Below are 22,287 nucleotides of genomic sequence, written 5' to 3' on the forward strand. Positions count from 1 at the left end.
GGGCAGGCCGAAGGCTTGCTAACGGCGCCCAGCCCGAGGGGTTGCCCAAAAGAGCTTGTAGATTTTGATCTTGGAGGTTCTGGAGCGGAACCTCCTACGGCGGGCAGGACGGCGAGATCCGCGTTCGCGGCGAGGGCCGGTACCGTACCCGCGTGGTGAAAGATCGGGGCGCGCGGCACGGCTGGTTCCTGGTGGTCCTGGGGCTAGGCGTCGCGCTGCGGGTGGTGACGATGCTCGGCTACCGCCCCGCGCTGTGGTTCCCCGACACCTACACCTACGTGGTCACGGTCCTGCGCCCCCGGCCTGACCTGGTGCGCCCGGCGGGCTACTCGATGTTCATGAAGCTGCTGGAGCCGCTGCACTCGTTCGCGGCGGTGGCGGCGGCGCAGCATCTGCTGGGCCTGGCGACCGGGGCGCTGATCTACGGGGTGGCGGTGCGGCGCACCCGCCGCTGGATCGCGACCCTGGCCGCCGTCCCGGTGCTGCTGGAGCCGTACCAGATTCATCTGGAGCACCTGCTGGTCTCCGACACGCTCTTCATGTTCCTGGTGGTCGCCGCCGTCGCGCTGGGGCTGTCGGATCGTCCCCGGGCGGTGCCGATCGGGCTGCTGCTGGCCGCCGCCGCGCTGACCAGGACCGTGGGGCTGCCGCTGATCGTGCTGGTGGCCGCGTGGCTGCTGCTGCGCCGCCGGGTCAAGCCGGCGTGGGTGATGCTGGTGGCGGCGCTGGTGCCGGTTCTGGCGTACGGGGGCTGGTTCTACGCCACCTACCAGCGGGTCGGCATCATCGGCGCCAACGGGGTGTTCCTGTACGCGCGCACGATGTCGTTCGCCGACTGCGACAGGATGGCGGCGCCGCCGGACCTGCGGGTGCTGTGCGATCCGCGCCCGGCGGAGGAGCGCCCGCCGTCGCAGGAGTACGTCTGGGCGAAGGACGCGCCGATCGTGCAGTTGCCGGGGATCACGTTCACGAAGGAGACCGACGACCTGGCGATGCGGTTCGCGCTGCTGGCGATCCGGACGCAGCCGCTCGACTACGCCGGTGCCTTGCTGACGGAGCTGGGCCGTTCGTTCGTCTGGGGCCGGCCGGTCTACCCCGACCAGGAGATCTACGACTACTACCAGTTCCCCGAGACCCGGCCGGGGCCGCCGGGCCGCTATCCGGCGCGGGTGGGGGTGGAGTTCGCGGAGCGCTACGAGCAGGGCCCGATCGGCACCTGGATCGTCGAACCGTACGCCGGGTGGATGCGCGTATATCAGGATGTGGCCCGCATGCCCGGCACGGTGCTGCTCGTGATTCTGCTGGTGCCGCCGGTCGCCGCCGCCTGGCGGAGGTTCCGGTACGGCCGACGCAGGGGTTCCGGTCCTGCCCTTTGGCTTCTACCCTGGTCGGTGGCCGCCGTGCTGTTGATCACACCGGCGGCCGCGGCCGAGTTCGACTACCGGTATGTCCTACCGGCGGTGCCGCTCGCCTGTTTGGCGGCGGCGCTGGCCTGCGGAAACAGCGAAGAGTTGGCGGATGACACCCCACGAAATGTCCAGGTCTGAGTATGATTTGCCCTCAAATCATCACGCCTGGGTCCTAGCAGATTCCTCCGGTCCCTGCTGCGGCGCCGCCGTGAGTCACCTAGTCTCATGGCGCAGAACGACCGAGCCGGCGTGTGATGAAGCGACGAGGCTAGGGGGCGCATGAGTGACTACAGAGGCGTGTCCGTAGAGGACCGCAGGTCCGCCCCGCCTCAGCCCGGCAGCAGGATGGCCCGCAGGCTCGCCGCCTCGGCGCCGCCTCCCCCGAAGGACCCCCCGCGCGGCCACCGGGGCCGCGACGACGGCGGCGGCGGGGGCAAGATGCGCGTGCTGGCCTGGATCAGCGTCGCGGCCACCGCCCTCATGGTCGTGGGATCGCTGACCGGTTACGTCGCCTACCGCGACGCCTTCGGCGCGATCAACAAGAAGGACTTCAAGGAAGACATCATCACCCCCCGCCCCCGCGACACCGGCGCGCTCAACGTGCTGCTGGTCGGCTCCGACACCCGGGCGGGCGACGGCAACGCCAAGTACGGAGCGGAGACGGCCCGGCTGGCCGACGGCGGCGGCAAACGCACCGACACCATCATCCTCCTGCACATCTCCCCCAACCGCGACCAGGCGCGGCTCGTCAGCTTCCCGCGCGACTCGATGGTGGAGATCCCCAAGTGCAAGAACGAGACGACCAAGCAGGAGATGCCGCCGCACCGCGACATGATCAACGCCGCGTACAACCACGGCGGCATCGCCTGCACGATGTCGACCCTGGAGACGCTGACCGGCATCCGCATCAACCACTTCGTCGAGGTCGACTTCAGCGGCTTCAAGAACATCGTCGACGCGCTCGGCGGCATCGAGATCTGTCTCCAGAACGGCGTCGACGACAAGAAGGCCAAGCTGACCCTGCCCCCCGGCAAGAGCCTGCTCGACGGCGAGAAGGCGCTCGGCTACGTGCGGCTGCGCAACTACGGCGACGGCAGTGACATCCAGCGCATCAAGCGCCAGCAGATCTTCCTCAGCAAGGTCATCGCCAAGGCCACCAGCAGCGACCTGCTCACCGACCCGGTCAAGCTCACCGGCTTCATCAAGGCGGCGGCCCAGTCGGTCACCATGGACCCCGACCTGGCCAACGACCCGCAGAAGCTGATCGACATCGCCACCAGCGCCAAGGACCTCACCGCCAAGGGCGTCAAGCTCACCACGGTTCCCTGGCAGCCCGACCCCGAGGACGAGAACCGCGTCGTCTGGCAGCCGAAGGCCTCGGCCGAGCTGTTCAACTCCATCATCAACGACACCGAGCTCCCCGAGCCGGAGGCGAGCGCGGCGGCCGACAAGCCGAAGGTCACCGTCAAGCCCCAGCAGGTGCGGGTCCAGGTGCTCAACGCCACCGGCGAGCCGGGCAAGGCGCGCGAGGTCGCCGACCAGCTCGCCCAGGAGGGCTTCCAGGTCACCGGGCTCGGCAACTACGCCGAGGCCGACGGCCAGCCGGTGGGCGCCACCGAGATCCGCTTCCCGAAGGGCGCCGCCACCGGCTCCGACCACGGCGACGTCCTGGGCAAGAAGCTCAACCCCGCTCCCGGCGTGGAGGCGGGCAAGGTCAAGCCCACCACCACCGAGCCCTACGTGCCGGAGACCGCCCCCACCGCCGCGAAGAAGAACGCCGGCGCCAAGAAGGGGCCGGTGCTCCAGCTCGTCATCGGCACCGACTTCAAGGGTGTCAAGGTGACGAAGCTCTCGGAGGACGTGGAGAAGCACACGATCACCGCCTCCCAGCAGAAGAACGTGTGCGTGTAGGTCACCTGCAAGTTCCCTGTGTAACAGTCACGCTGTGAGACAGGACCCGCACCGCCCGGCTAGGGTGGTGCGGGTCTGCGACGCGGCTCGCCCCCGCGGCCTTGCCGCCTGTCGTGTTCCCCGGCCCCCGAGCGAAGCTGAGCGACGTCCCTGTGTCTGACACCAAGTTCTCCCCACCGGTCCAGGCTCCCGGCGAAGAGAGCGCAGGTCCAGCGAACACGGGAGCCCGCTGGCCGCTCCCCGGCGAGAACCTCTTCGCCGGGCGCGGCCAAGGCCAGGCCACGCCCGCGCCGGAGCCCAAGGCGGAGCAGCCGCCGAAGCGCAAGCGCGACCCGTACCTCGACAACGTCAAGTTCGTGCTCATCTCGCTCGTCGTCGTGGGTCACTCGCTGGTGCCGACGCTCGACGCCCACTCCAACCGGGCGCTCTACGTCTTCATCTACACCTTCCACATGCCGGCGTTCGTGCTGATCAGCGGCTACCTGTCCAGGAACTTCTGGAACTCGAACGCCAAGACCAACAAGCTCGTCGACACGTTCCTCGTGCCGTATGTGATCGTCGAGGTCGGCTACGCGGCGCTGCGCTTCTCCCTCGGGCAGAAGTGGAGCCTGACGATCATGGACCCGGCCTGGCTCAACTGGTACCTGATCGCGCTGCTGTTCTGGCGGCTGTCGACGCCGGTGTGGAAGCGGATGAAGTACCCGGTCCCGGTGTCGATCGCGATCTACCTGTTCGCCGGGTTCTCCAACCTCTCCGGCGACTTCAGCATGGACCGGTTCTTCGGCCTGATGCCGTTCTTCGTGATCGGCCTGGTCATGCAGCCGGAGCACTTCCAGATGCTCGACCGGCTCTGGATCAAGATCTGCGGGGTGTTCGTCATCCTCTCCGCGGCCGCCGTGGCCATCTACGTCGCGCCCCGGACCAAGCTCGCGCCGTTCTACTACAAGAACAGCTACGAGAAGATGGACCTGTCCTGGTACATGGGGCTGGGGCTGCGCACCGCGCTGCTGATCTGCGCCCTGGCGCTCATCTTCTCGATCCTGGCGCTGGTGCCCCGGGGCGAGACGTGGTACTCCGATCTCGGCACCCGCACGCTCTACTGCTACCTGCTCCACGGCGTCCCGGTGATGATCGCCAAGGAGCAGGGCTGGCTCAACCTGCCTTGGCTGCACGGCCCGCTCGGGGCGCTCGCGATCAGCGCCAGCTGCTTCGCGCTGGCGATCGTGCTCTGCCTGCCGGAGACCCGGACGGTCTTCAAGTGGATGCTTGAGCCGCGCCTGACCTGGCTCTATCGCCGCCCCTCCAGAAGTTAAGCGGCCGTTCCCCCCGCATTCACGCCGCTGACCCGGCAAACCCGGAGCATCGACGCATGCGGGTATGCGTTGCCACCGTCGTCCATCATCCCGAGGACGCCCGGATCATGCATCGGCAGATCGGGGCGCTGCTCGACGCGGGCCACGAGGTGACCTACGTCGCGCCGTTCACCCACTACAACGTGACCCCGGCCCCGCGGCTCACCGCCGTCGACGTGGCCCGCGACCCAGGCTCCGGCCGGGCCCGCAAGGCTCTGCGGCGCGGCGCGCGCGACGCCGACCTGCTGGTTGTGCACGACCACCGGCTGCTCCGCGCGCTGCCGTTCCGCCGCCCGCCGGTCGTCTGGGACGTACGGGAAGACGTCACCGGCGCCAGGCTGGCCCGGGCGGCCCGCAGATGCCACGTGATCACACCCGACGTGGTGCCCGAAGCCACCCTCGTGTCGCCCGCCCCTCCCCCGCCCGGCGACAGGAGGGTGGTCCACATCGGCCGGCTGTCGGCCGGCCGGGGCGTGCACGAGCTGATCGGGCTGGCCCGGCGGCTGGTCCCGCACGGCATCCGGATGGACCTCATCGGCCCCGCCGACCCGGCGGCGCGCCCGCTGCTCCGCGACGCCCAGCGGGTCGGGCTGCTCGACTGGTTCGGCCACGTGCCGCTCCGGCACGCGCTGCGCATGGCCGAGGGCGCCCTGGCGGGGCTGTCGCTGGCCGCTCCCGAGGTGACCGGCCTGCCCACCAAGGTCCTCGACTACCTGGGCCGCGGCCTCCCGGTCGTCACCACGCCCCAGGGCGCCGCCGTCGTGGACCGGGCCGGCTGCGGCTTCGTGGTCCCCCTGGACGTGGAGGCGGCACTCGACGCCGTACTGGACTTGAAGGAGAGCCCGGAACTGCGCCGCACGCTCGGCGCGCGCGGCCACGCCCACGCCCGCGCCCACCACCACTGGCCGGACCACGCACCGGCGTTCGTCGCGCGCATGGAGAGCTGGGCAGACGCCCCGGCCCCCACCCCGTCCTTCGCAGTACAGAGCCGATCGGCGGGGTGATTGCGTTGGCCCCCACCCCGTCCTTCCCGTTACAGAGCGCATCCGCCGGGTGATGGCGGGCGCGTTCCGAGGTTGATGTACTGGAGACATGGCATCGCAACTGATCCAGGGCCGGACGGTGAGGTTCCCCGTCCGGGTGAGGGACGTGATGGTGTGCGGCGCTCTCTACCTGGTCCGGGCCGACGCCGCGCGGGCCGTGCTCACGTACTCGGGGCAGGACGTGGCCGAGGTGCTGCCCGGCAAGGCCGTGTGCGTGCTGGTCTTCGCCGACTACCGCGACGGCGATCTCGACGCCTACCACGAGTTCGGCATGGCGTTCCTGATCCGGCGGCCGGGGGCGACGGGCTCGGTGGGGCTGGGCGATCTCCGGAACGCGGCCGCGTTCGTCCACTGGATGCCGGTCGACCAGGGCTTCACGCTGGAGGCGGGGCGGACGCTCTGGGGTGTGCCGAAGGAGCTGGCGGAGATCGACCTGCGGCTGGACTCCCCGTACAAGCGCTGCATCCTGCGCCGGGACGGCCGGCTCGTGCTGGACATGCTGGTCAAGCCGGGCACCCCGCTGCCGGGCCCCGGCCCGCTGATGTCGCTGGACGCCTACACGCATCTCGACGGCCGCACCCGGCGGATCCCGTGGGCGCTGCGGACGCGGGGGCTGCGGCTGCGTCCCGGCGGCGCGCTGATCCGGCTGGGCAACCATCCGATCGCGAAGGAGCTGAGTGAGCTGGGCCTGCCCAAGCGCCCGCTGATGACGGGCACGGTCGCGCACGCCATGATGACGCTGGACGAGGCCGAGTTCGTCTAGGGCGGGCCGTCAGACGATCGGCGGGCGGCCGAGCTTCACCATGCGCCAGGCGGTCTTCCAGGCCATCGGACGGCGCTCGCCGGCGGGCGTGCGCAGGCCCTCGAAGAAGCCGGTGAACCAGGCCTTGAGCGACTCTTTGGAGCCCCGCTCCCTGATCAGCGTCAGCACCACCCAGTCGAGCAGGTAGAGCACCGCCAGCGGCCACGGCAGGTTGCGGCGGGCCAGCCAGACCCGGTTGCGCGCGTTCAGCCGGAAGAAGTCGGCGTGGCGGGTGGGCGGGACCTGGGGGTGGTACATGACGGTCTCGGCGTCGTACTCGATGCGGTAGCCCTCGCCGAGCAGCCGCCAGGCCAGGTCGGTCTCCTCGTGGGCGTAGAAGAACCGCTCGGGCAGCCCGCCCACCTGGAGGAAGGCGGAGCGGCGGACAGCCGAGGCGCCGCCCAGGAACGTGGTGACCGGCGAACTGCGCTCGGGGTCGCCGGCCCGCAGGCGGGGGACGTGGCGGCGCTGGCCGATGCCGCCGTCGGGGTCCATCACGCGGAAGGAGATGACGGCCAGGTCGGGCTCGGTGGCGAAGCGGTCGCGGACGTGCGCGGCCACCTTCTGGTTGGCGTACCAGCCGTCGTCGTCGAGGAACATCACGACGTCACCGGTGCACTCTTCGACACCTCGGTTGCGGCCGGCGGGAATGCCCGTATTGTGGTCGAGCCGAATCGTCTTGACCGTCGCCGACGAGCCAGCGGGGGGCGTCGCGGTCAGCTTGGGGACGTCCGCGCCGTTGCCCACGATCACCACCTCGACGTCGCCGTCGATCTGGTTGAGCGCGGACTCGACCGCCCGGTCCAGCTCCGCGACCCGGTTACCCATGGTGAGGATGACGCACGAGATCTTCAACGAATCATCGTCCTGACGCGTTGAGAGCACGGGCGGAGCAATCTTTCATGATCACCGAGTCTGCTGGGTCGCAATATTTCCTGATATTTGTGGGGCTAAGCGTATCGGAACCGGTAGTGAACCCCCACCGAACCGCGAATGTCTGACCACTAGGACGGACGAGCGGCCCCGCCGGTTCCGAGAATCGCATCACGCCAGCCGCCTCGACGCGAGAATGCTGACCAAATGCAGAACGACTTGTAGCCCAGCCGCTACCACACAGGCCACCACGAGCACCCGGGTGGCGGCCAGATCGCCCCGCACCACATCGATCACCGCCGCCGCCAGCGCCAGCAGGGACAGCTCGATCGGCTGCACGATCCGGTGGAACCGGGTCGCCGCCAGCACCCTCCTGCCCAGCCCCAGCAGCCCCGAGCGGAACTGCACGGCCGCCGACTCGGAAGCGGGCGGCAGGCCGCCCTTGGCCCGCGCCACCTCCACCAGGTCGGACTCCGCCTTGATGAGGATCGCGCCGAGCGCCGCCGCGAAACCCAGCACGGTGTACCAGTCGGGCAGCACCTCCGACGCCCGCCACCCCAGCCCGGCCAGCAGCGCCGCCTCGGTGAAGTAGGCGCCGACCCGGTCGAGGTAGACGCCCGCCAGCGAGGTCTTGCCCGTCCAGCGGGCCAGCTCGCCGTCGGAGCAGTCGAGCAGCAGGTAGACCTGGACCAGTAAGGCGGCCGCCACGGCCGCCCACAGCCCCGGCAACGCCACGACCACCCCGGCCGCCACGCCCGCCGCCGTCATCACGTAGGTGAGCTGGTTGGGCGTGACGGGCGTCCTGGTCATCAGCCAGGTGAAGTAGATGGACAGGCGGCGCATGTAGAGCACGCCTGCCCAGTGTTCGCCGTTGCGGCGCTCCAGGTGACCGGGGGGCTGGGCGACCCCGCGCAGCTCAGCTACCGAAGGCCCGGACATAGTCCTCCACCCGATCGCGGATCTCGGAGTCCCCCAGGTTCAGGTGTTCCAGGATCGTGTAACGGCCGGGACGGGTGGCGGGCGCGAGCGAGACCGCCTCGGTGAACTGCTGGGTGGTCAGCCCGAGATCACCGGGCGTCACGGGCAGGCTGTGCTGCCGCAGGCAGCGGATCACCTGCTTGAGCCGGTCCTCGTCCTCTCTCAGGAAGTAGCAGAACGCGGTGCCGACCCCGGCGAGCTCGCCGTGGTTGGAGGTGCCGGGGAAGAGCTGGTCCACGGCATGCATGATCTCATGGTCGCCGCCGCTCGCGGGCCGCGAAGACCCGGCGACGACCATCGACATGCCCGACAGGATCAGCGATTCGGCCAGAACCGTCAGGAAGGCGTCGGTCTCCACCGAGTCGGGCCGGCCGAGCAGCGCCTCGGCGGCCGTGCGCGCCATCGAGCAGGCCAGCCCGTCGAGCGGCTCGCCCAGCTCGACGTTGGCCAGGTGCCAGTCGTCGCACGCCGACAGGTTGGCGAGCACGTCGCCGACGCCCGAGCGGACCAGCGACTGCGGCGCCTTGTGGACGAAGTCGAGGTCGACCAGGACCGCCAGCGGCATCGGCACACCGAACGTGCCCTTGCCCCCCTCGTACACGAGGGAGGCCGTCGGCGAGCAGATGCCGTCGTGGGACAGGTTGGTGGCCACCGCGACCATCGGGATGCCGGCCAGCGAGGCGGCGTACTTGGTCGTGTCGATGGTCTTGCCGCCGCCCACGCCCACCACCACCTCGAAGGCGCCCTTCCGCAGGTCGCCGCCGAGGGAGACGGCGGCCTCCACGCTCCCGTCGGAGACGCGGAAGACCTCGGCCTCGCCCAGTGTGGGGGTGATCAGGGTCTCGATGTGGTCGCCCTGGCCGGGGCCGACGGCGACCGCCACCCGGCCGGAGGTGGCGACCCTGCTGTCGGCGAGCAGCGCGCCGAGCTCCGCGACCGCGCCGCGCCTGACCTCCATCTGGATCGGCGCGGGCAGCATCCTCGCAAGAAGCGGCATCCTGGCCCCTCTCAGTAACGGACGGCGATGGTGCGGGCCTTGACCAGGTCGTCGTGGTTGTCCACTTCGACCCAGTCGACCTCGCCGATGGGGGCGACGTGGATGGTCTCGCCGCGCTCCACCATCTCCTGGTAGCCGTCCTCGTAATAGAGCTGCGGGTCGCGTTCGAAGGTGGTCTTGAGCGCGTCGGCCAGCCGCTCGGCGGCGCCGGGGCGGATGAGCGTGGCGCCGATGTACTCGCCGTAGGCGTCGGCCGGGTCCATCAGCTTGGTGATGCGGCGCAGCTCGCCCTTCTCGGCGAGCGTGACCTTCATCTCCTCGTCGGCCAGCTTCTTCACGTTGTCGACGGCGAGCAGGATGTCGCTGGTCTCGGGCGCGGCCAGCAGGGTCTTCTCGACCGAGACGGGGTGCACGGTGTCGCCGTTGACCAGCAGCGCGCCGCGGGAGAAGTAGTCGCGGGCGCACCACAGGGAGTAGGCGTTGTTCCACTCCTCGGCCTTGTCGTTGTGCACGAGGATGAGCTCGACGCCGTGGCGCTCCTCCAGCTCGCGCTTGCGGTCGTGTACGGCCTGCGCCGCGTAACCGACGATGACCACGACCTCGCGCAGGCCGACGGCGGCCAGGTTGCGCAGCGAGATGTCGAGGATCGTGGTCTCGCCGTCGACCGGCACGAGCGCCTTAGGCAGCGTGTCGGTGTACGGCCGCAGGCGTCGTCCGGCTCCAGCGGCCAGCACCATTCCCAGCAACGTGCACTCCTCAGTCGAGCATGTCTACGTAGGCCCAAAGGTTAGTTGGCTTTGGGCCTCGTGCGGGTAATCCGCCGTTAGTCTTGCGTTCCCGTGTCCGCCGCCCGCGTCCCGATGCGGGGCGCGGCGAGCCAGCAGGTGAGGCTCTCCCAGCCGAACACGCCCCACAGGTAGGCCCCGAGCAGCACGAACCCGGCCGTCACCCAGCCCATGAGCGCGAACAGGCCGAGCACCAGCATCCGACCTTCCCACCCGAGGCCGAGCGTGGCCAGCCAGGGCGGCGGGTACCTGCGCTGGCGCAGCCGGTAGACCAGATCGTAGTGGTGGAAGGCCGCGGCCCCGAGCAGCAGGAAGATCAGCACCGGGGGCACGCCGTGGGCGAAGCCGCAGGCGGCGATGAACGCGTACTCGATGGCGCGCAGGATCGGCGGCGCCAGCCAGTCGAACCGCCCGTCGTGCGGGTGTGAGCTGCCGGGCCCGGCCAGCAGCAGCGGCACGAGCGGCGCGAACACCGCCAGCCCGCCGGCCCCCGCCACCCCCATGAGCAGCAGGATCCCGGTGACGAACGCGGCGGCGACGAGCGGCGGCAGCGGCGGGAGCTGCCCGGCCACCAGCATGCCCATGACGCGCGAGAGCGGCCCGTCGTCGCGGTAGGCGGCGACCTTGCCGCGGGGCACCGGGACCATCTCCAGGGAAGTCATTCCACCGCCCTCATGAACCGGCCGCCGAGCTGGTAGACGGCGGCCAGGCCGCCCCAGCCGAGCAGCGCCAGGAACGTCACCCGGGCGTCGGCCAGCGCCGCCGTGACCGCGATCAGCGCCGTGCGCTCGCCGATCGGCAGCACCACCATCTTGCGCAGCCAGTGGACGGCCGAGCCGCGCCGCACCCGCTGGGCGACCCTGAGCAGCCCCTGCCGGGGACGCCGCCGCCCGTCGTCGGCCGGCTCCAGCAGCGACCGCCCCGGCCTGCCCGTCGGCGGGGCGGCCTGGCCCGCGTCGTACACCGACCCCGCGTACGAGAACTGGATCGAGTGGCGGAGCGTCTGCAGGATCATGGCCCCGGCGGCGAGATACCAGATCCCGTCCGGGTTGCCGCCGCCGTGCGCCGCCGCGTACCCGAACGCCAGCCCGACATAGACCGCGTACTCCTTGAGCCGGTCGCCCATCCCGTCGGCCCACGCGCCGAGCGGCGTGAACCCGCGCGTGTAGCGCGCGAGCTGCCCGTCGAGGCAGTCGAGCGCGAACGACAGGAAGAACAGCACCGCGCCCGCCACCAGCGCGCCCCGGGTACCGGCCGAGAACCAGACCGCCGCCAGCGCCGCCAGCCCGATGGAGAAGCCGGTGACGGTGTTCGGGGTGAGGTTGAGCGCGTGCGCGGGCCTGATCAGGTGGCGGGTCCAGGGGGAGACGAAGTACGAGGTCACGAAGCCGTCGTCGGACTTGACCGCGCCGTCGAGCCGTACCTCGTCCTCGTCCACCTCGGCCAGCCGCCCGATCGCGGCGTCGGCGGAGGCCTGGCCGGTGGCCCGCACGGCGTGCAGCGGCCCGAGCTCCGCGGCGCGCACCCGCACCCCCGACCGGACCAGCCCGACCAGCAGCAGGTCGGCCGCCTCCACCGGCGTGACCGGGCCGAGCCGCCCCGACTCCGCCAGCTCGGCCAGCTCCTCGGCGACGTCGGCGAGCGCCCCCAGGTCGGCCTCGCCCGTCTGCAGCACGCCCGCGAACGCGGCGTTGGCCTCCGGCACGGTGTGGAACGAGCTGCCCGCCGCGGTGATCCGCCCGCCCTCGACCCGGAGCGGCGGCCGCATCGGGCCCGCCGCGTCCTCGCCGGCGACCAGCGCCCGCGTGTCACGGGCCGGATGTTCCAGCAGCAGCGCGAGCGCCTCGGTGTGGGCGATCAGGTCGGCGGGGAGCAGGGCGACCGTCCCGGTCGCGACGCGCACCAGCTTGGCGAGGCCGCGCAGGTCGGCGGCGAGCCCGCCGGCCGAGGTCAGCACCTGAACGTCGGTCACGGGCGTGCTCGCGAGCTGGCCGGTGAGCCGGTCGAGGAGCGTGCCCTCGGCGCAGCCGAGCCGGCTCGCCGGGGTCGTGGCGAGCAGCACCGCCGAGAGGGCCGTGGGAGAGTCGGTCAAAGCGCGGATCCTCCCGTTTGATGAGGGAGCGCGTGGACACAGCGTAGCGATCCGTCCACGCGATAGCACGGACCTGGACCGTTACCCTCGAACTATGATTTCTCGGCGGCCCTCCATCGGTGTGGTGCTCGCGGGCGGCGTCGGTCAGCGGGTCGGCCACAGCGAGCCGAAGCAGCTCATCAAGCTCGCCGGGCGGACGATCCTGGAACACACGATCGCGGTGTTCGACGCCTCACCCGACGTCGACGAGGTGATCGTGCTGATGACGCCCGGGTTCGTGGAGCCGGTGCGCGAGCTGGTGCGGCGGTGCGGGTTCGGCAAGGTGACCGCGATCGTCGAGGGCGGGGCCACCCGGACCGAGAGCACCTGGCGGGCCCTCCAGGCGGTCGGCGACCGCGACTGCGACGTGCTCCTGCACGACGCCGTCCGCCCGCTGCTCGAACCGCGGATCATCGCCGACTGCGTGCGTGCTTTGCGGACGTACGAGGCGGTCGAGGTGGCGATCCCCAGCTCCGACACCGTGCTGGTGGCTGAGGACGACATCGTCCGCGAGGTCCTGGACCGGTCGCGGCTGCGGCGGGCGCAGACACCTCAGGGCTTCCGCCTGTCGGTGATCCGCGAGGCGTACCGGCGGGCGATGGCCGACCCCGATTTCGCCACCCGCCAGGCGACCGACGACTGCGGCGTGGTGCTGCGTTACCTGCCGGACGTCCCGATCCACCTGGTGCCGGGCAGCGAGCGCAACATGAAGGTCACCCACCCCATCGACCTGGCCATCGCCGACCGGCTGCTCCGCCAGGCCGCCGCCGACGCGCCGCCCGCCCCGGCGGACTACCGGCAGGCTCTCTCCGGCCGTACGGTCGCGGTCTTCGGCGACGGCGCACAACTCGCCGCCCTGGCGTCCCGCCACGGCGCGACAGTACGGTCCTTCCCCGCGGATCTCGCCCGTACGGAGGAGCAGGCGGCCAAGGCGCTTGCCGAAGCGGGCCCCGTGGACTGCGTGATCCATCTCGCGGGAGCTTTCTCCGTGGAAAGCGGCGATCCCGGCCCGACCCAGCACCGCGACCCCGGCTCACCCCAGCATGGCGAGTTGGTGACGACCGACCCCGACGCGCTGGCGCTCGCCTACCTCGGGGCTGCCCACGTCGCCAGAGCGGCCTACCCCGTGCTGCGTGAGACCGGCGGCACGCTCGTCCTCCAGTCCGGCGGGGGCGACGGCAGCCTCGCCGCCCCAGCCAGAGCCGCCACCGCCGAGCTGGCGCGCGCGCTCGCCGCCGAATGGGCACCCGACGGAATCCGCGTCAACGCCGTCCTCGCGCCTATGTTCCCCTCCCCCACGAGCCCGGCGAACGCCGAACCCCCGGACCAGCCGCGAGCGGACACGAAGCATGAGGCAGACCCACCCACCGACGCGGAGTACGGAAGGACAGACACGACCGCCCGGGCTTGCCTGGACGCGATCGTCTCCGGACTGACCGGCCAGGTCGTGGAAGCCTGATCGAAGAACGGCACCGGCACAGGTGCGCCGCCTCGCCGTGCGGGGCGAGGCGGCGCGGGGTCGCAGGTCAGCGTGAGGGGTGGGCCAGTTTGCGGGGGCTGGTGAGGAAGCCCCAGCCCCAGGACATGTGCATGGTCGCGTACACCAGCGGCAGCCGGATCCTCGCCGCCCAGGGCAGCCCGCTGCCGGTCACCGCCGACCCCGCCAGGATGGCCGCGACGTACCCGCCGGGGATGATCAGCCCGAGCGGGAAGAACGGCGAGACCACCAGCCCGAGCAGGATGGCGAGCACGGCGGCCGGCGGCGCGAGGTAGCGCAGGTTGATGGTGCCTTCGTGGGTGCGCGCCACCACCCGGCGCCATCGGCCGTAGTGGAAGTACTGCTTGGCCAGTGCCTTGACGTTGGGCCGGGGCCGGTAGGAGACGCGCATCCGCGGCTGGAACCAGACCAGGCCGCCGGTCTGGCGGATGCGGTGGTTCATCTCCCAGTCTTGGGCGCGCTGGAAGTGTTCGTCGTAGCCGCCGACCCGGTCCAGCGCGGAGCGCCGGAACACGCCGAGGTAGACGGTGTCGGCGGGCCCGGCGGTGCCGCCGACGTGGAAGGCCGCGGCGCCCACGCCGATCTTGGAGGTCATCGCGCAGGCGACGGCCTTCTCGAAGGGGGTGATGCCCTCGGCTGCCATCACGCCGCCGACGTTGTCGGCTCCTGTCTCGTACAGGGTCTCGACCGCTACCCGCAGGTAGTCGGGCGGGAGCATGGCGTGGCCGTCGACCCTGGCGATGATGCCGTTGCGGGAGGCGGCGATGGCGGCGTTGAGCGCGTTGGGCGTGCGGCCGGTGGGGTTGGGGACGACGATCACCCGGCGGTCGGCGGCGGCGATCTCGTCGGCGACCTCTTGTGTGCGGTCTTGCGACGGTCCGATGGCGAGGACGACTTCGATCTCGCCGGGGTACTGCTGGGCGAGGACCTGGTCGACGGCTTCGCGGAGATGGCGCTCCTCGTTCAGGACCGGCATGACGACGGAGATGGGGGGCCAGCCACGCGTCTCCGCTGGCGCGTGCGGCGAGTCGGGGAACTGCTTCATGGCGGGGCTCACGCTACTGTACGACCACGGGAGGACGGCAATCGAAAGCCCAATCCTCAGCACGGAGGGGGACCGGCATGCGCGACCCGAGCGAGGAGGACGCCGGGGTGATCGTGGGCGGCGACGCCTACGGCGGCGTCAGGCTCGCCGGTGCCAGACGCAGGCCGCGCAGGAGCGCCCGGGCGCGGCGGCGCAACGCGGTCATCGCAGGTCTCCTGTCCACGGCGGTCCTCGTCGGCACCGGCGTGGTGTGGGCGACGCCCCGGCAGATCGGCACGGTCGACGCGGGCGTGGCGGAGTCCGCGCCGCGCGGGGCGGAGAACATCCTGCTCGTGGGGGTCGACAAGCGCGACGACCTCACCCGTAAGAAGCAGAACGAGCTGAAGCTCGGCCGCGAGGCGGGCCAGCGCACCGACACCATGATGGTGATCCGCCTGTCGGAGGACCACAGCCGGATCACGGTGGTGAGCCTGCCCCGCGACACCTGGACGACGATCCCCGGCGAGGGCGAACACAAGATCAACGCGGCCTATCAGCTCGGCGGGCCGAAGCTGACCGTGCAGACCGTCCAGCAGGTCACCGGCCTCAAGATCAACCGGTACATCGAGGTCAACGTGCTGGGCTTCATCGACGTGGTCGACTCGCTCGGCGGGGTCACCGTCTGCACCCCCGTCGCGATCAACGACCCGAAGACCGGGCTCGAACTCGACGCCGGCACCCACGAACTGCAGGGCGCCCAGGCCCTCGGCTACGCCCGGACCCGTGCCACCGCCCGCTCCGACCTCGACCGGATAGACCGCCAGCAGCAGGTGATCTCGGCCCTGATGAACCGGGCGCTGAGCGCCGACACGCTCGCCAACCCGGCCAAACTCGCGTCGTTCGTCAACACCACGCTCCGCACCATCAAGGTGGACCCCGACGACGGCCTGCTCGGCCTGGCCTCCCAGCTCAGGGACGTCAAGCTCGACAACGTGCAGTTCGCCGACGTGCCGCTGGCCGACGTCGACTACCGCACGCCCACCGGAGAGTCGGCGGTGCTGTGGGACAAGCAGAAGGCACGCGAACTGTTCCGGGCCATCGAAGCCGACCAGGACCTGGTCAAGCCCAGCCCCAAGGCGAGCCCGTCGAAGTCGCCGTCCACGCCGCCGACGCTGCCGCCCGACCAGGTCACGCTCAAGGTGCTCAACGGCACCCTGATCACCGGGCTCGGCGCCCGGACGCGGAACGCCCTCATCCAGTACGGGTTCAAGGTGCCGGAGGAGGCGGGCAACACCGCGCGCAAGGACCACAAGAAGACGGTGGTGCGCTACGGCCCCGGCCAGGAGGCCGCGGCGCGCACGGTTGCGGCCGTCATCCCCAAGTCCGACCTGCGCCAGGTCGACATCGAGGGCATCGAGGTCGTCCTCGGCACCGACCAGCCCAAGGTGGCCAAGCCCAAGTCGTCGCCCTCGGCGAAGCCCACCGGTACCCCGCTCGCGCAAACCGCGACCCAGAACATCTGCAAGAAGTAGATTAACGATCGGTCGGCAGGGCAACTTTTACCCATGGTGGTCAGGTGCTGGCAGGAGGATCTCTGCACGGTTCTGCGCCTCTGCGGCGACCTCGACGTGACGAGCGCTCCCCGCCTCCGCGCCGAGTTAGAGCCCGTCCTGTCCACTCCCGGCCCGCTCCGGCTCGTGCTCGACCTGACGGAGGTGCCGTTCTGCGACTCGGTGGGTCTGGGCGTGCTGGTCTCGACGCTCAACCACGCCCGCCGCACCGGCGGACGACTGATCCTCGTCCTCCAGGAAGGCATGATCAGCCACCTGCTGACCATCACCAACCTGGACCACCACTTCGAGACCAGCCCTTCCCTCGCGGACGCCCAAGCAGCCCTCAGCACCGCCGCCTGACCCAGACTCCTGAACCGACCCGACCCCCTCGCTCGCCGACGCGCAGCACCCACCAAGGCCTGGTGCGGGCCTACTCTTGATCCGTGAGACTTGGTGTGATCTTCGACAGGGACCTGCCGCCCGAGCAGCTCGTGCCGGTGGCGCGGGCGCTCGACGACCTGGACCGGCTGGACGACCTCTGGGTGGTGGAGGACCTGGGCTGGACCGGCGGCATCTCCTCGGCCGCGACCGCCCTGGCCGTCACCTCCCGGCTGCGGGTCGGCATCGGCATCGCCCCCGCGCCGCTGCGCAACCCGATGCTGCTGGCGATGGAGCTGGCCAACCTGGCCCGGCTGCATCCCGGCCGCCTGGCCGCCGGGATCGGTCACGGGGTGCCGGCGTGGATGGCCCAGGCGGGGGCCGCCGCGCCGTCGCCGCTCGCCCTCCTGGAAGAGACGATCACCGCCGTACGGGCTCTGCTGCGGGGCGAGACGGTCACCATGACGGGCCGGTCGGTCCGGCTGGATGGGCTGTCGCTGGTACACCCACCGCGCGAGGTCCCGCCGGTGCTCGCGGGCGTCGTCCGGCCACGCTCGCTGGCCCTGTCGGGACGGGTGGCCCAGGGCACCGTCCTGCCCGAGGGCTTCGGCCCCGACCGGGTCCGGCAGGCGCTCGACCAGATCGCCGCCCCCGGCGACCACGAACTCGTCGTCTTCACACACCTGCACATCGGATCGGGCTTCCCGGACCATGTTCTGGCCGGTCAGGCCGAGTTCCTGGGCGTATCCCCGCAGGAGGTGGCGATGGCCTCAGGCACCGCCGAGGAGGCTGCGGCCCACGTCAAGGCCCTGTGGTCGGCAGGCGCCAACACGGTCCTGGTCCGCCCCGTCACACCCGACCCCCTCCCCCACGTGACAGCTCTTCTCTCCGCACTCTGACCTCGTACGAGAAACACGCAAAGAAGAGAAACGCCCGATTCCACCCCTACCGGTGGTGGGGGATGCCCCCGGTCCAACCCTTCCTGCACGAAGGACTGGCCGAACGGCGGACGCGGGTCGGCCGGATGGCCGATCCCCGTGGACCGGCGCGCGGCCACGATCGGAGGCATGAAGCGGATAGTGGCAGCGACAGCGATGATCGCCGCTCTCGCAGGTTGCGGCGCGACGTTCGACGAGACCGAGACGCACGCCAGAAAGGCGTTCCCGCACTCCGGAGAGACCCTGACCATCAGAGCCTCCGTGGGCGGCCTGCGCATCCTGCCCGGCAAGGAAGGCGAGGTCCGGGTGGACCGCTGGCTGGAGGGCAAGGCGGCCCGGGACGGCAACGCCTCCTGGTCGCTCCGGGACGGCACGCTCCGGCTGAGCGCCGACTGCACGATGGTCTTCGGCACCTGCGGCGCCCGCTACCGCGTACGGGTGCCGCCGGGGACGAAGCTCGTGGTCAACGCCGCGGACGGCGTCATCCTGAAGAACCTGGACCAGGACGCGGAGGTGTCGGCCGACGGCCCCATCAGTCTGGAGGGCACGTCGGGCAGGCTCCGCCTCCTGGCCCGCGACGCGTCCATCAAGGGCAAGGCTCTGAAGTCGGCCGACGTCCGGGCCCGCACGTCGAGCGGCTCCATCTCGCTGGCCTTCACCGCCGCACCCGACAAGCTGGACGCGCAGTCGGGCGAGGGCGGGGTGACGCTGGCGGTGCCGCGCGAGAAGTACGCGATCACCGCCGAGTCAGCCGAGGGGTCGCAGCGCTCCGAGCTGAAGAGCGCCAAGAGCGACCGGACGATCATCGCCAGAAGCGGATCAGGAAATGTCCGCATCCGTACCAGCTAAACGCCCGGCCGTCAGTCGTCGTCGTGGTTGTCGTCGTGGTCGTCGTTCTGCTGGTTGGTGTTGACGACGTCCGGGTCGTCGTCGCCGCCGTCGTCGCCCCCGCAGGCACCGGTCACTCCGAGCACGGCCACCATCGCGGCGGCGGCGAGCATCGCCCTGTGACTCCTCCGACGCAACATGCACATCTCCCTAGATCAACGTCTTTGCCGACCTTTTCCCCGTATCCCCCACCACCCCGGTTTAACGGCGGAGTTTCGCCCGCAGCGCCCGGCGAGCCATCGGCCCGAGCTCGTCCACCACCTCGGCCAGCACCGCCAGCCGCTCCAGCGCGTCCAGCGCCGCCCGCCCGCCGGCCGGGTCGACCCCCTCGAACAGCTCCAGCCCGATGAACGCCGCCGCCACGGCCCGCGCCAGCCCCTCGACCTCGGCCAGTTCGGCGACCGGCGACCCGGACAGCAGCCGTTCCAGCGTCCGTTCCAGCCCGCCGATCCACAGGTTCAGCGCGGCCGCGGTGGTCTCCGCCAGGTCCGGGTCAGCCTGCGCGCCCGCCAGGAACTGGGCGAGCACGGCGACGTTCCCCGCGGCCCGTTCCTCGGCGTGGATTTCCCGGCCCAGGTCGAGCAGTTCGCGCAGGCTGCCGACCTGCTCCATCCGGGCCAGGAACGGCGCCACCCTGGCCTCGGTCTCGGCCAGGCACGCCTGCTTGAGCAGTTCCGGCACGCTGCCGAAGTGGTAGAAGACCAGCGCCTGGTTGACGCCGGCGGTGGCGGCGATGGTGCGTGCGGAGACTCCGGTGATGCCGCGCTCGCGCAGCGTCGCGATCGCGCCGTCGAGCAGGCGCTGTCGGGTGTCGGCCATGCCGACCATCATCGGGCACACAGGTACGGGCGAGAGAGGGTGAGGGCGGCGGCGGTGAGCGCCATCCCCACGAAGACCGGCGCCAGATGCCAGAGATCCAGATACCCGATGGCGGCATGGGCGGCGACCGCGGGCAGGAACCCGGCGACGGCGGCGGCCCCGAGCGACCACCAGACCCACCGCTCGCCGCGCCGCCACCCCCAGGCGCTCAGCAGCGTGATCGCCGCGGCGGCCGCCATGAGCGCCCCGCCGAACCCGGCCCTGTCGTGCGCGATGAACGGCAGCAGCCGCGCGTTCGACGCCCGCAGCTCGTCCGGACCGGTGCCCAGGTAGGCCAGGTCGCTCGCGACGAAGACCTCCGTAAGCCCGACGGCCGACACCGCCACCCCGCCCGCGAACAGCCCCACCCCGGTGATCACCATGAGCAACTGCCCGGTCAGCGCCCGCCGCCGCTCCCGCTCGGGCCCCTCCTCAAGGCGTCCCCACCGAGGCGTGACCGGCCTTCTCCGCACCGCGGCCAGAAACATCGGAACCACCATCACGGCCAGCACGACATGGAGCGGCTCCACGTACCCGTGAACCAAGAGGTAGAAGACCGCGCCGAACCCGACCCACCCCGAGACCGCGTACACCTCCCGCGCCCACGGCCACCCGCGCCGCATCCCCCCACCGGGGCGTTGTCCGTACGGGAGAGCCACCGCCCGGCGCGGTCCCGCACCCCGCCGACGGTCTCGACTCCGGCGACATCACGCACCGCACCGGCCGGCCTGAGCGCGGCGAGGGCGCGCATGGCGTTGGGCCAGACCGCCAGCCCGGCGCGATCTCGGTGAACTCGGGGGCCCGTTCCAGCACGGTCACCCGCCACCCGACCCGGTGCAGGGCGACCGCCGCCGCCAGCCCGCCGATGCCGCCCCCGACCACGACCGCCTCCGCCACCGAGATCACCTCTCATTTTGAGCGACTGCTCAACGGTAACCGGGATTTGAGCGACCGCTCAAGAGTAGATAAACGACCGGTCGTTCATATACTCTGACGGCATGACGCACGACGGACGCCTGCTGCGCGGACAGAGGAGCCGGGAGGCGATCCTCGGCCAGGCCGTGAGCCTCGCCTCCGTGGAGGGCCTCGACGGGCTCTCGCTCGGCCGACTCGCCGCCGCGCTGGGCATCAGCAAGTCAGGGTTCTTCGCCCACTGGCGCGACAAGGAGCAGCTCCAGCTCGACGCCGTCGACTGGGCCGTCCGTCAGTGGACCGAGCAGATCATCACCCCGGCGCTGCGCGCCCCGGCGGGCGTGCGGAGGCTGTTCGCGCTGCACGAGGCCCGGCTGCGCTTCTACGCCGACCGGGTGCTCCCCGGCGGGTGCTTCTTCCTGGCGGTGCGGACCGAGTTCGACGACCGTCCCGGGGAGGTGCGCGAACGGGTCTCCAAGGCGATGCGTGACTGGCTGGCGTTCGTCCGGCGCCTCGCCGCCGAGGCGATCTCGTGCGGCGAGCTCCGGGCCGACGTCGATCCCGACCAGCTCGCGTACGAGATGGAAGCCCTCGGCGAGCTGGCCGTCACCCACTCCCGGCTGCTCGACGACCAGCGCGCCGTCGAGCACGCCCGCCGCGCCGTGCTGCAGCGGCTGCGCGCTCTTAGCCCCGACCCTTCCCTGCTACCGGAGGACTGAATGCCCGACGAGGGACATTACGAGCGCGTCCAGGTCCACTTCGACGACCTCGACGCGATGGGCCTGCTGCACAACTCGCGCTACGCCCTGCTGGTGGAGCGCGCGATCGCGGCGTACTGGACCAGGCTCGGGTGGTCGCCGGACCCGGCCACGTCGGCGTTCAAGGACGTGTTCCTGGCCGTGCGCGAGTTCAAGATCTCCTATGCCGTGCCCGTCATGGGGGCGGGCGAGCTGGCGGTGCGCCTCTGGATCGAGCGGGTGGGGCGGAGCAGCGTGGTGTACGGGTTCCTCATCCTCTCCGCCGACCACCAGGTCACGCACGCCGAGGGCTACCGCGCCAACGTCAACCTCCACCCGGCGACGCTCCGCCCCGCCCCCATCAGCGAGGAGACCCGCGCCGCCGCCGAACCCCTCCTCCTCCGCGCCACAGCGCTCAGCGCCGGGCGAACTCCCTGAGCACGGGGGCGAGCACCTCGGCCGCGACGGTGTGCTGCTCCCCCTTGACGACCTGCAGCGTCGCGGTCGGCAGCAACTCGGCGACGGCCCGGGCGCCGACCATCAGCGACGGGTCGGTGCCGTCGCCGTGCAGGGCCAGCACGGGCACGTCGACCGCCGCCCACCGGCCCTTGTCGAGCGGCGTGCCCGCCATCGCGTCCGCCACGAACCGCCCGTCGTAGGCGATCGTGTGCGCGACCTCCTCGACGGCGGCCCAGAACGGGCTCTGCCGCATCCCCTCCACCATCTCGGCGGGCATCCCGACCGCGACGGTGAAGAACAGCGCCACCGCGTCACCGGGCCGCCCCTGCGCGACCGCCTCGTCCAGCCGCTCGACATAGTCGGGCGGCAGCGGCGGCCGGGTGTCGTCCACGATGAACGGCGGCTCCCAGACCGCCACCCGGCTGATCGGCAGCCCGGCCGCCGCCGCGTCCAGGGCCAGCGCCGCTCCCGAGGAGAATCCGCAGACCACGGCGGGCTCTCCGGCCTCGGCGATCAGGGCCGCGAGATCCTCGATCTCGCGCTCCTTCGCGTACGGGGCGGTGTCGCCGCTCTGACCGCGCCCTCGCCGGTCATAGGTGTACGTACGAAACCCGTCACGCAGCAACTCCCCCACCTCGGCCCCCAGCGGGTTGACCGCGCGATGAGCGGTGGCGCCGTCCACAATGATCAACGGCTGCCCCTCACCCACCACCTCGAAGGCGATGACCGTGCCGTCCTTGGAACGAACCGTGCCCACCATG

General features: G+C 71.2%; 23 protein-coding genes and 1 pseudogene. 12 read left to right on the plus strand and 12 right to left on the minus strand.

Features of this window, described 5'->3' with window-relative positions:
- Positions 1–152: 152 nt before the first annotated feature.
- The 5 genes from AB0J42_RS11330 to AB0J42_RS11350 all read left to right on the plus strand — a co-directional run bounded on the left by AB0J42_RS11330 (position 153) and on the right by AB0J42_RS11350 (position 6,478).
- A complete protein-coding gene (locus tag AB0J42_RS11330) occupies positions 153–1,547 on the plus strand; it encodes a hypothetical protein (protein WP_364291613.1) in 1,395 nt (464 codons plus the stop codon).
- Between the two features lie 141 nt (positions 1,548–1,688).
- Complete coding sequence (locus tag AB0J42_RS11335; protein WP_364291616.1) at positions 1,689–3,320, plus strand: LCP family protein; 1,632 nt, start codon at positions 1,689–1,691, stop codon at positions 3,318–3,320.
- Positions 3,321–3,472: 152 nt separating this feature from the next.
- Positions 3,473–4,633 (plus strand): acyltransferase family protein, encoded by a 1,161-nt coding sequence (locus AB0J42_RS11340; RefSeq protein ID WP_364291619.1) that lies wholly within the window; start codon positions 3,473–3,475, stop codon positions 4,631–4,633.
- A 56-nt stretch (positions 4,634–4,689) separates the two neighbouring features.
- On the plus strand, positions 4,690–5,676 hold the full coding sequence (locus tag AB0J42_RS11345) for a glycosyltransferase (protein ID WP_364291622.1): 987 nt from the start codon (positions 4,690–4,692) through the stop codon (positions 5,674–5,676).
- Between the two features lie 88 nt (positions 5,677–5,764).
- Positions 5,765–6,478, plus strand: coding sequence for an acetoacetate decarboxylase family protein (locus AB0J42_RS11350; RefSeq protein ID WP_364291625.1), 714 nt, complete (start codon positions 5,765–5,767; stop codon positions 6,476–6,478).
- Positions 6,479–6,487: 9 nt separating this feature from the next.
- On the opposite strand, the gene AB0J42_RS11355 is transcribed toward AB0J42_RS11350, so the two are convergent.
- The 6 genes from AB0J42_RS11355 to AB0J42_RS11380 form a co-directional block, all read right to left on the minus strand.
- Complete coding sequence (locus tag AB0J42_RS11355; protein ID WP_364291628.1) at positions 6,488–7,372, minus strand: glycosyltransferase; 885 nt, start codon at positions 7,370–7,372, stop codon at positions 6,488–6,490.
- A gap of 189 nt (positions 7,373–7,561) precedes the next feature.
- A complete protein-coding gene (locus tag AB0J42_RS11360) occupies positions 7,562–8,329 on the minus strand; it encodes a CDP-alcohol phosphatidyltransferase family protein (protein ID WP_364291631.1) in 768 nt (255 codons plus the stop codon).
- Positions 8,307–9,365, minus strand: coding sequence for an iron-containing alcohol dehydrogenase family protein (locus tag AB0J42_RS11365; RefSeq protein WP_364291635.1), 1,059 nt, complete (start codon positions 9,363–9,365; stop codon positions 8,307–8,309). The genes AB0J42_RS11360 and AB0J42_RS11365 overlap by 23 nt, the downstream gene beginning before the upstream one ends.
- Positions 9,366–9,376: 11 nt before the next feature.
- Positions 9,377–10,111 carry a phosphocholine cytidylyltransferase family protein gene (locus tag AB0J42_RS11370; RefSeq protein WP_364291638.1) on the minus strand — a complete coding sequence of 245 codons (735 nt, stop codon included), beginning with the start codon at positions 10,109–10,111 and terminating at the stop codon, positions 9,377–9,379.
- A 77-nt stretch (positions 10,112–10,188) separates the two neighbouring features.
- Positions 10,189–10,812, minus strand: coding sequence for a DUF5941 domain-containing protein (locus AB0J42_RS11375; RefSeq protein WP_364291641.1), 624 nt, complete (start codon positions 10,810–10,812; stop codon positions 10,189–10,191).
- Positions 10,809–12,242, minus strand: a complete 1,434-nt coding sequence (locus AB0J42_RS11380) for a CDP-alcohol phosphatidyltransferase family protein (RefSeq protein ID WP_364291644.1) — start codon at positions 12,240–12,242, stop codon at positions 10,809–10,811. Before AB0J42_RS11380 ends, AB0J42_RS11375 begins: the two co-directional genes overlap by 4 nt.
- A 94-nt stretch (positions 12,243–12,336) precedes the next feature.
- Between AB0J42_RS11380 and AB0J42_RS11385 the strand changes: the two genes are divergently transcribed.
- Positions 12,337–13,740 (plus strand): SDR family oxidoreductase, encoded by a 1,404-nt coding sequence (locus AB0J42_RS11385; RefSeq protein WP_364291647.1) that lies wholly within the window; start codon positions 12,337–12,339, stop codon positions 13,738–13,740.
- Positions 13,741–13,807: 67 nt separating this feature from the next.
- On the opposite strand, the gene AB0J42_RS11390 is transcribed toward AB0J42_RS11385, so the two are convergent.
- Positions 13,808–14,824, minus strand: coding sequence for a glycosyltransferase family 2 protein (locus tag AB0J42_RS11390; RefSeq protein ID WP_364291650.1), 1,017 nt, complete (start codon positions 14,822–14,824; stop codon positions 13,808–13,810).
- A gap of 77 nt (positions 14,825–14,901) precedes the next feature.
- Between AB0J42_RS11390 and AB0J42_RS11395 the strand changes: the two genes are divergently transcribed.
- The 4 genes from AB0J42_RS11395 (at position 14,902) to AB0J42_RS11410 (ending at position 18,521) form a co-directional block, all read left to right on the plus strand.
- Entirely contained in the window at positions 14,902–16,335 is a 1,434-nt protein-coding gene (locus AB0J42_RS11395; protein ID WP_364291653.1) for an LCP family protein, read from the plus strand.
- 33 nt (positions 16,336–16,368) lie between these two features.
- Positions 16,369–16,716 (plus strand): STAS domain-containing protein, encoded by a 348-nt coding sequence (locus tag AB0J42_RS11400; protein ID WP_364291656.1) that lies wholly within the window; start codon positions 16,369–16,371, stop codon positions 16,714–16,716.
- 83 nt (positions 16,717–16,799) lie between these two features.
- On the plus strand, positions 16,800–17,633 hold the full coding sequence (locus AB0J42_RS11405) for an LLM class flavin-dependent oxidoreductase (protein WP_364291659.1): 834 nt from the start codon (positions 16,800–16,802) through the stop codon (positions 17,631–17,633).
- 168 nt (positions 17,634–17,801) lie between these two features.
- Entirely contained in the window at positions 17,802–18,521 is a 720-nt protein-coding gene (locus AB0J42_RS11410) for a DUF4097 family beta strand repeat-containing protein (protein ID WP_364291662.1), read from the plus strand.
- 11 nt (positions 18,522–18,532) lie between these two features.
- On the opposite strand, the gene AB0J42_RS11415 is transcribed toward AB0J42_RS11410, so the two are convergent.
- The 4 genes and pseudogenes from AB0J42_RS11415 to AB0J42_RS11430 all read right to left on the minus strand — a co-directional run.
- Entirely contained in the window at positions 18,533–18,700 is a 168-nt protein-coding gene (locus tag AB0J42_RS11415; RefSeq protein ID WP_364291665.1) for a hypothetical protein, read from the minus strand.
- A 61-nt stretch (positions 18,701–18,761) separates the two neighbouring features.
- The gene (locus AB0J42_RS11420) at positions 18,762–19,379 is read right to left on the minus strand and encodes a TetR/AcrR family transcriptional regulator (RefSeq protein WP_364291668.1); all 618 of its coding nucleotides are present in this window, start codon (positions 19,377–19,379) and stop codon (positions 18,762–18,764) included.
- An 8-nt stretch (positions 19,380–19,387) separates the two neighbouring features.
- Positions 19,388–20,041: a hypothetical protein gene (locus AB0J42_RS11425; protein WP_364291835.1), complete on the minus strand. Its 654-nt coding sequence runs from the start codon at positions 20,039–20,041 to the stop codon at positions 19,388–19,390.
- A gap of 202 nt (positions 20,042–20,243) precedes the next feature.
- A pseudogene (locus tag AB0J42_RS11430) lies at positions 20,244–20,324 on the minus strand (hypothetical protein); the annotation flags it as partial.
- Between the two features lie 92 nt (positions 20,325–20,416).
- Here AB0J42_RS11430 and AB0J42_RS11435 point away from each other — a divergent pair.
- Both AB0J42_RS11435 and AB0J42_RS11440 read left to right on the plus strand, forming a co-directional pair.
- Positions 20,417–21,049 carry a TetR/AcrR family transcriptional regulator gene (locus AB0J42_RS11435; RefSeq protein WP_364291671.1) on the plus strand — a complete coding sequence of 211 codons (633 nt, stop codon included), beginning with the start codon at positions 20,417–20,419 and terminating at the stop codon, positions 21,047–21,049.
- Positions 21,050–21,505 carry a hotdog domain-containing protein gene (locus tag AB0J42_RS11440; RefSeq protein WP_364291674.1) on the plus strand — a complete coding sequence of 152 codons (456 nt, stop codon included), beginning with the start codon at positions 21,050–21,052 and terminating at the stop codon, positions 21,503–21,505.
- Here the strand turns inward: AB0J42_RS11440 and AB0J42_RS11445 are convergent.
- On the minus strand, positions 21,483–22,286 hold the full coding sequence (locus AB0J42_RS11445; protein ID WP_364291677.1) for an alpha/beta hydrolase: 804 nt from the start codon (positions 22,284–22,286) through the stop codon (positions 21,483–21,485). The genes AB0J42_RS11440 and AB0J42_RS11445 overlap by 23 nt on opposite strands.
- Position 22,287: the final 1 nt, after the last annotated feature.

Origin of the sequence: Nonomuraea sp. NPDC049649 (assembly GCF_040675175.1) — a bacterium.
Lineage (GTDB): Bacteria > Actinomycetota > Actinomycetes > Streptosporangiales > Streptosporangiaceae > Nonomuraea.

Excerpts from the sequence above, each read along its gene's own strand:
- AB0J42_RS11335 (WP_364291616.1), top strand. The coding sequence starts at position 1,689 with ATGAGTGACTACAGAGGCGTGTCCGTAGAGGACCGCAGGTCCGCCCCG.
- AB0J42_RS11435 (WP_364291671.1), top strand. The coding sequence starts at position 20,417 with ATGACGCACGACGGACGCCTGCTGCGCGGACAGAGGAGCCGGGAGGCG.
- AB0J42_RS11345 (WP_364291622.1), top strand. The coding sequence starts at position 4,690 with ATGCGGGTATGCGTTGCCACCGTCGTCCATCATCCCGAGGACGCCCGG.
- AB0J42_RS11350 (WP_364291625.1), top strand. The coding sequence starts at position 5,765 with ATGGCATCGCAACTGATCCAGGGCCGGACGGTGAGGTTCCCCGTCCGG.
- AB0J42_RS11395 (WP_364291653.1), top strand. The coding sequence starts at position 14,902 with ATGCGCGACCCGAGCGAGGAGGACGCCGGGGTGATCGTGGGCGGCGAC.
- AB0J42_RS11390 (WP_364291650.1), bottom strand. The coding sequence starts at position 14,824 with ATGAAGCAGTTCCCCGACTCGCCGCACGCGCCAGCGGAGACGCGTGGC.
- AB0J42_RS11360 (WP_364291631.1), bottom strand. The coding sequence starts at position 8,329 with ATGTCCGGGCCTTCGGTAGCTGAGCTGCGCGGGGTCGCCCAGCCCCCC.
- AB0J42_RS11385 (WP_364291647.1), top strand. The coding sequence starts at position 12,337 with ATGATTTCTCGGCGGCCCTCCATCGGTGTGGTGCTCGCGGGCGGCGTC.
- AB0J42_RS11440 (WP_364291674.1), top strand. The coding sequence starts at position 21,050 with ATGCCCGACGAGGGACATTACGAGCGCGTCCAGGTCCACTTCGACGAC.
- AB0J42_RS11365 (WP_364291635.1), bottom strand. The coding sequence starts at position 9,365 with ATGCCGCTTCTTGCGAGGATGCTGCCCGCGCCGATCCAGATGGAGGTC.
- AB0J42_RS11410 (WP_364291662.1), top strand. The coding sequence starts at position 17,802 with ATGAAGCGGATAGTGGCAGCGACAGCGATGATCGCCGCTCTCGCAGGT.
- AB0J42_RS11400 (WP_364291656.1), top strand. The coding sequence starts at position 16,369 with ATGGTGGTCAGGTGCTGGCAGGAGGATCTCTGCACGGTTCTGCGCCTC.
- AB0J42_RS11425 (WP_364291835.1), bottom strand. The coding sequence starts at position 20,041 with ATGCGGCGCGGGTGGCCGTGGGCGCGGGAGGTGTACGCGGTCTCGGGG.
- AB0J42_RS11445 (WP_364291677.1), bottom strand. The coding sequence starts at position 22,286 with ATGGTGGGCACGGTTCGTTCCAAGGACGGCACGGTCATCGCCTTCGAG.
- AB0J42_RS11415 (WP_364291665.1), bottom strand. The coding sequence starts at position 18,700 with ATGTTGCGTCGGAGGAGTCACAGGGCGATGCTCGCCGCCGCCGCGATG.
- AB0J42_RS11375 (WP_364291641.1), bottom strand. The coding sequence starts at position 10,812 with ATGACTTCCCTGGAGATGGTCCCGGTGCCCCGCGGCAAGGTCGCCGCC.
- AB0J42_RS11420 (WP_364291668.1), bottom strand. The coding sequence starts at position 19,379 with ATGGCCGACACCCGACAGCGCCTGCTCGACGGCGCGATCGCGACGCTG.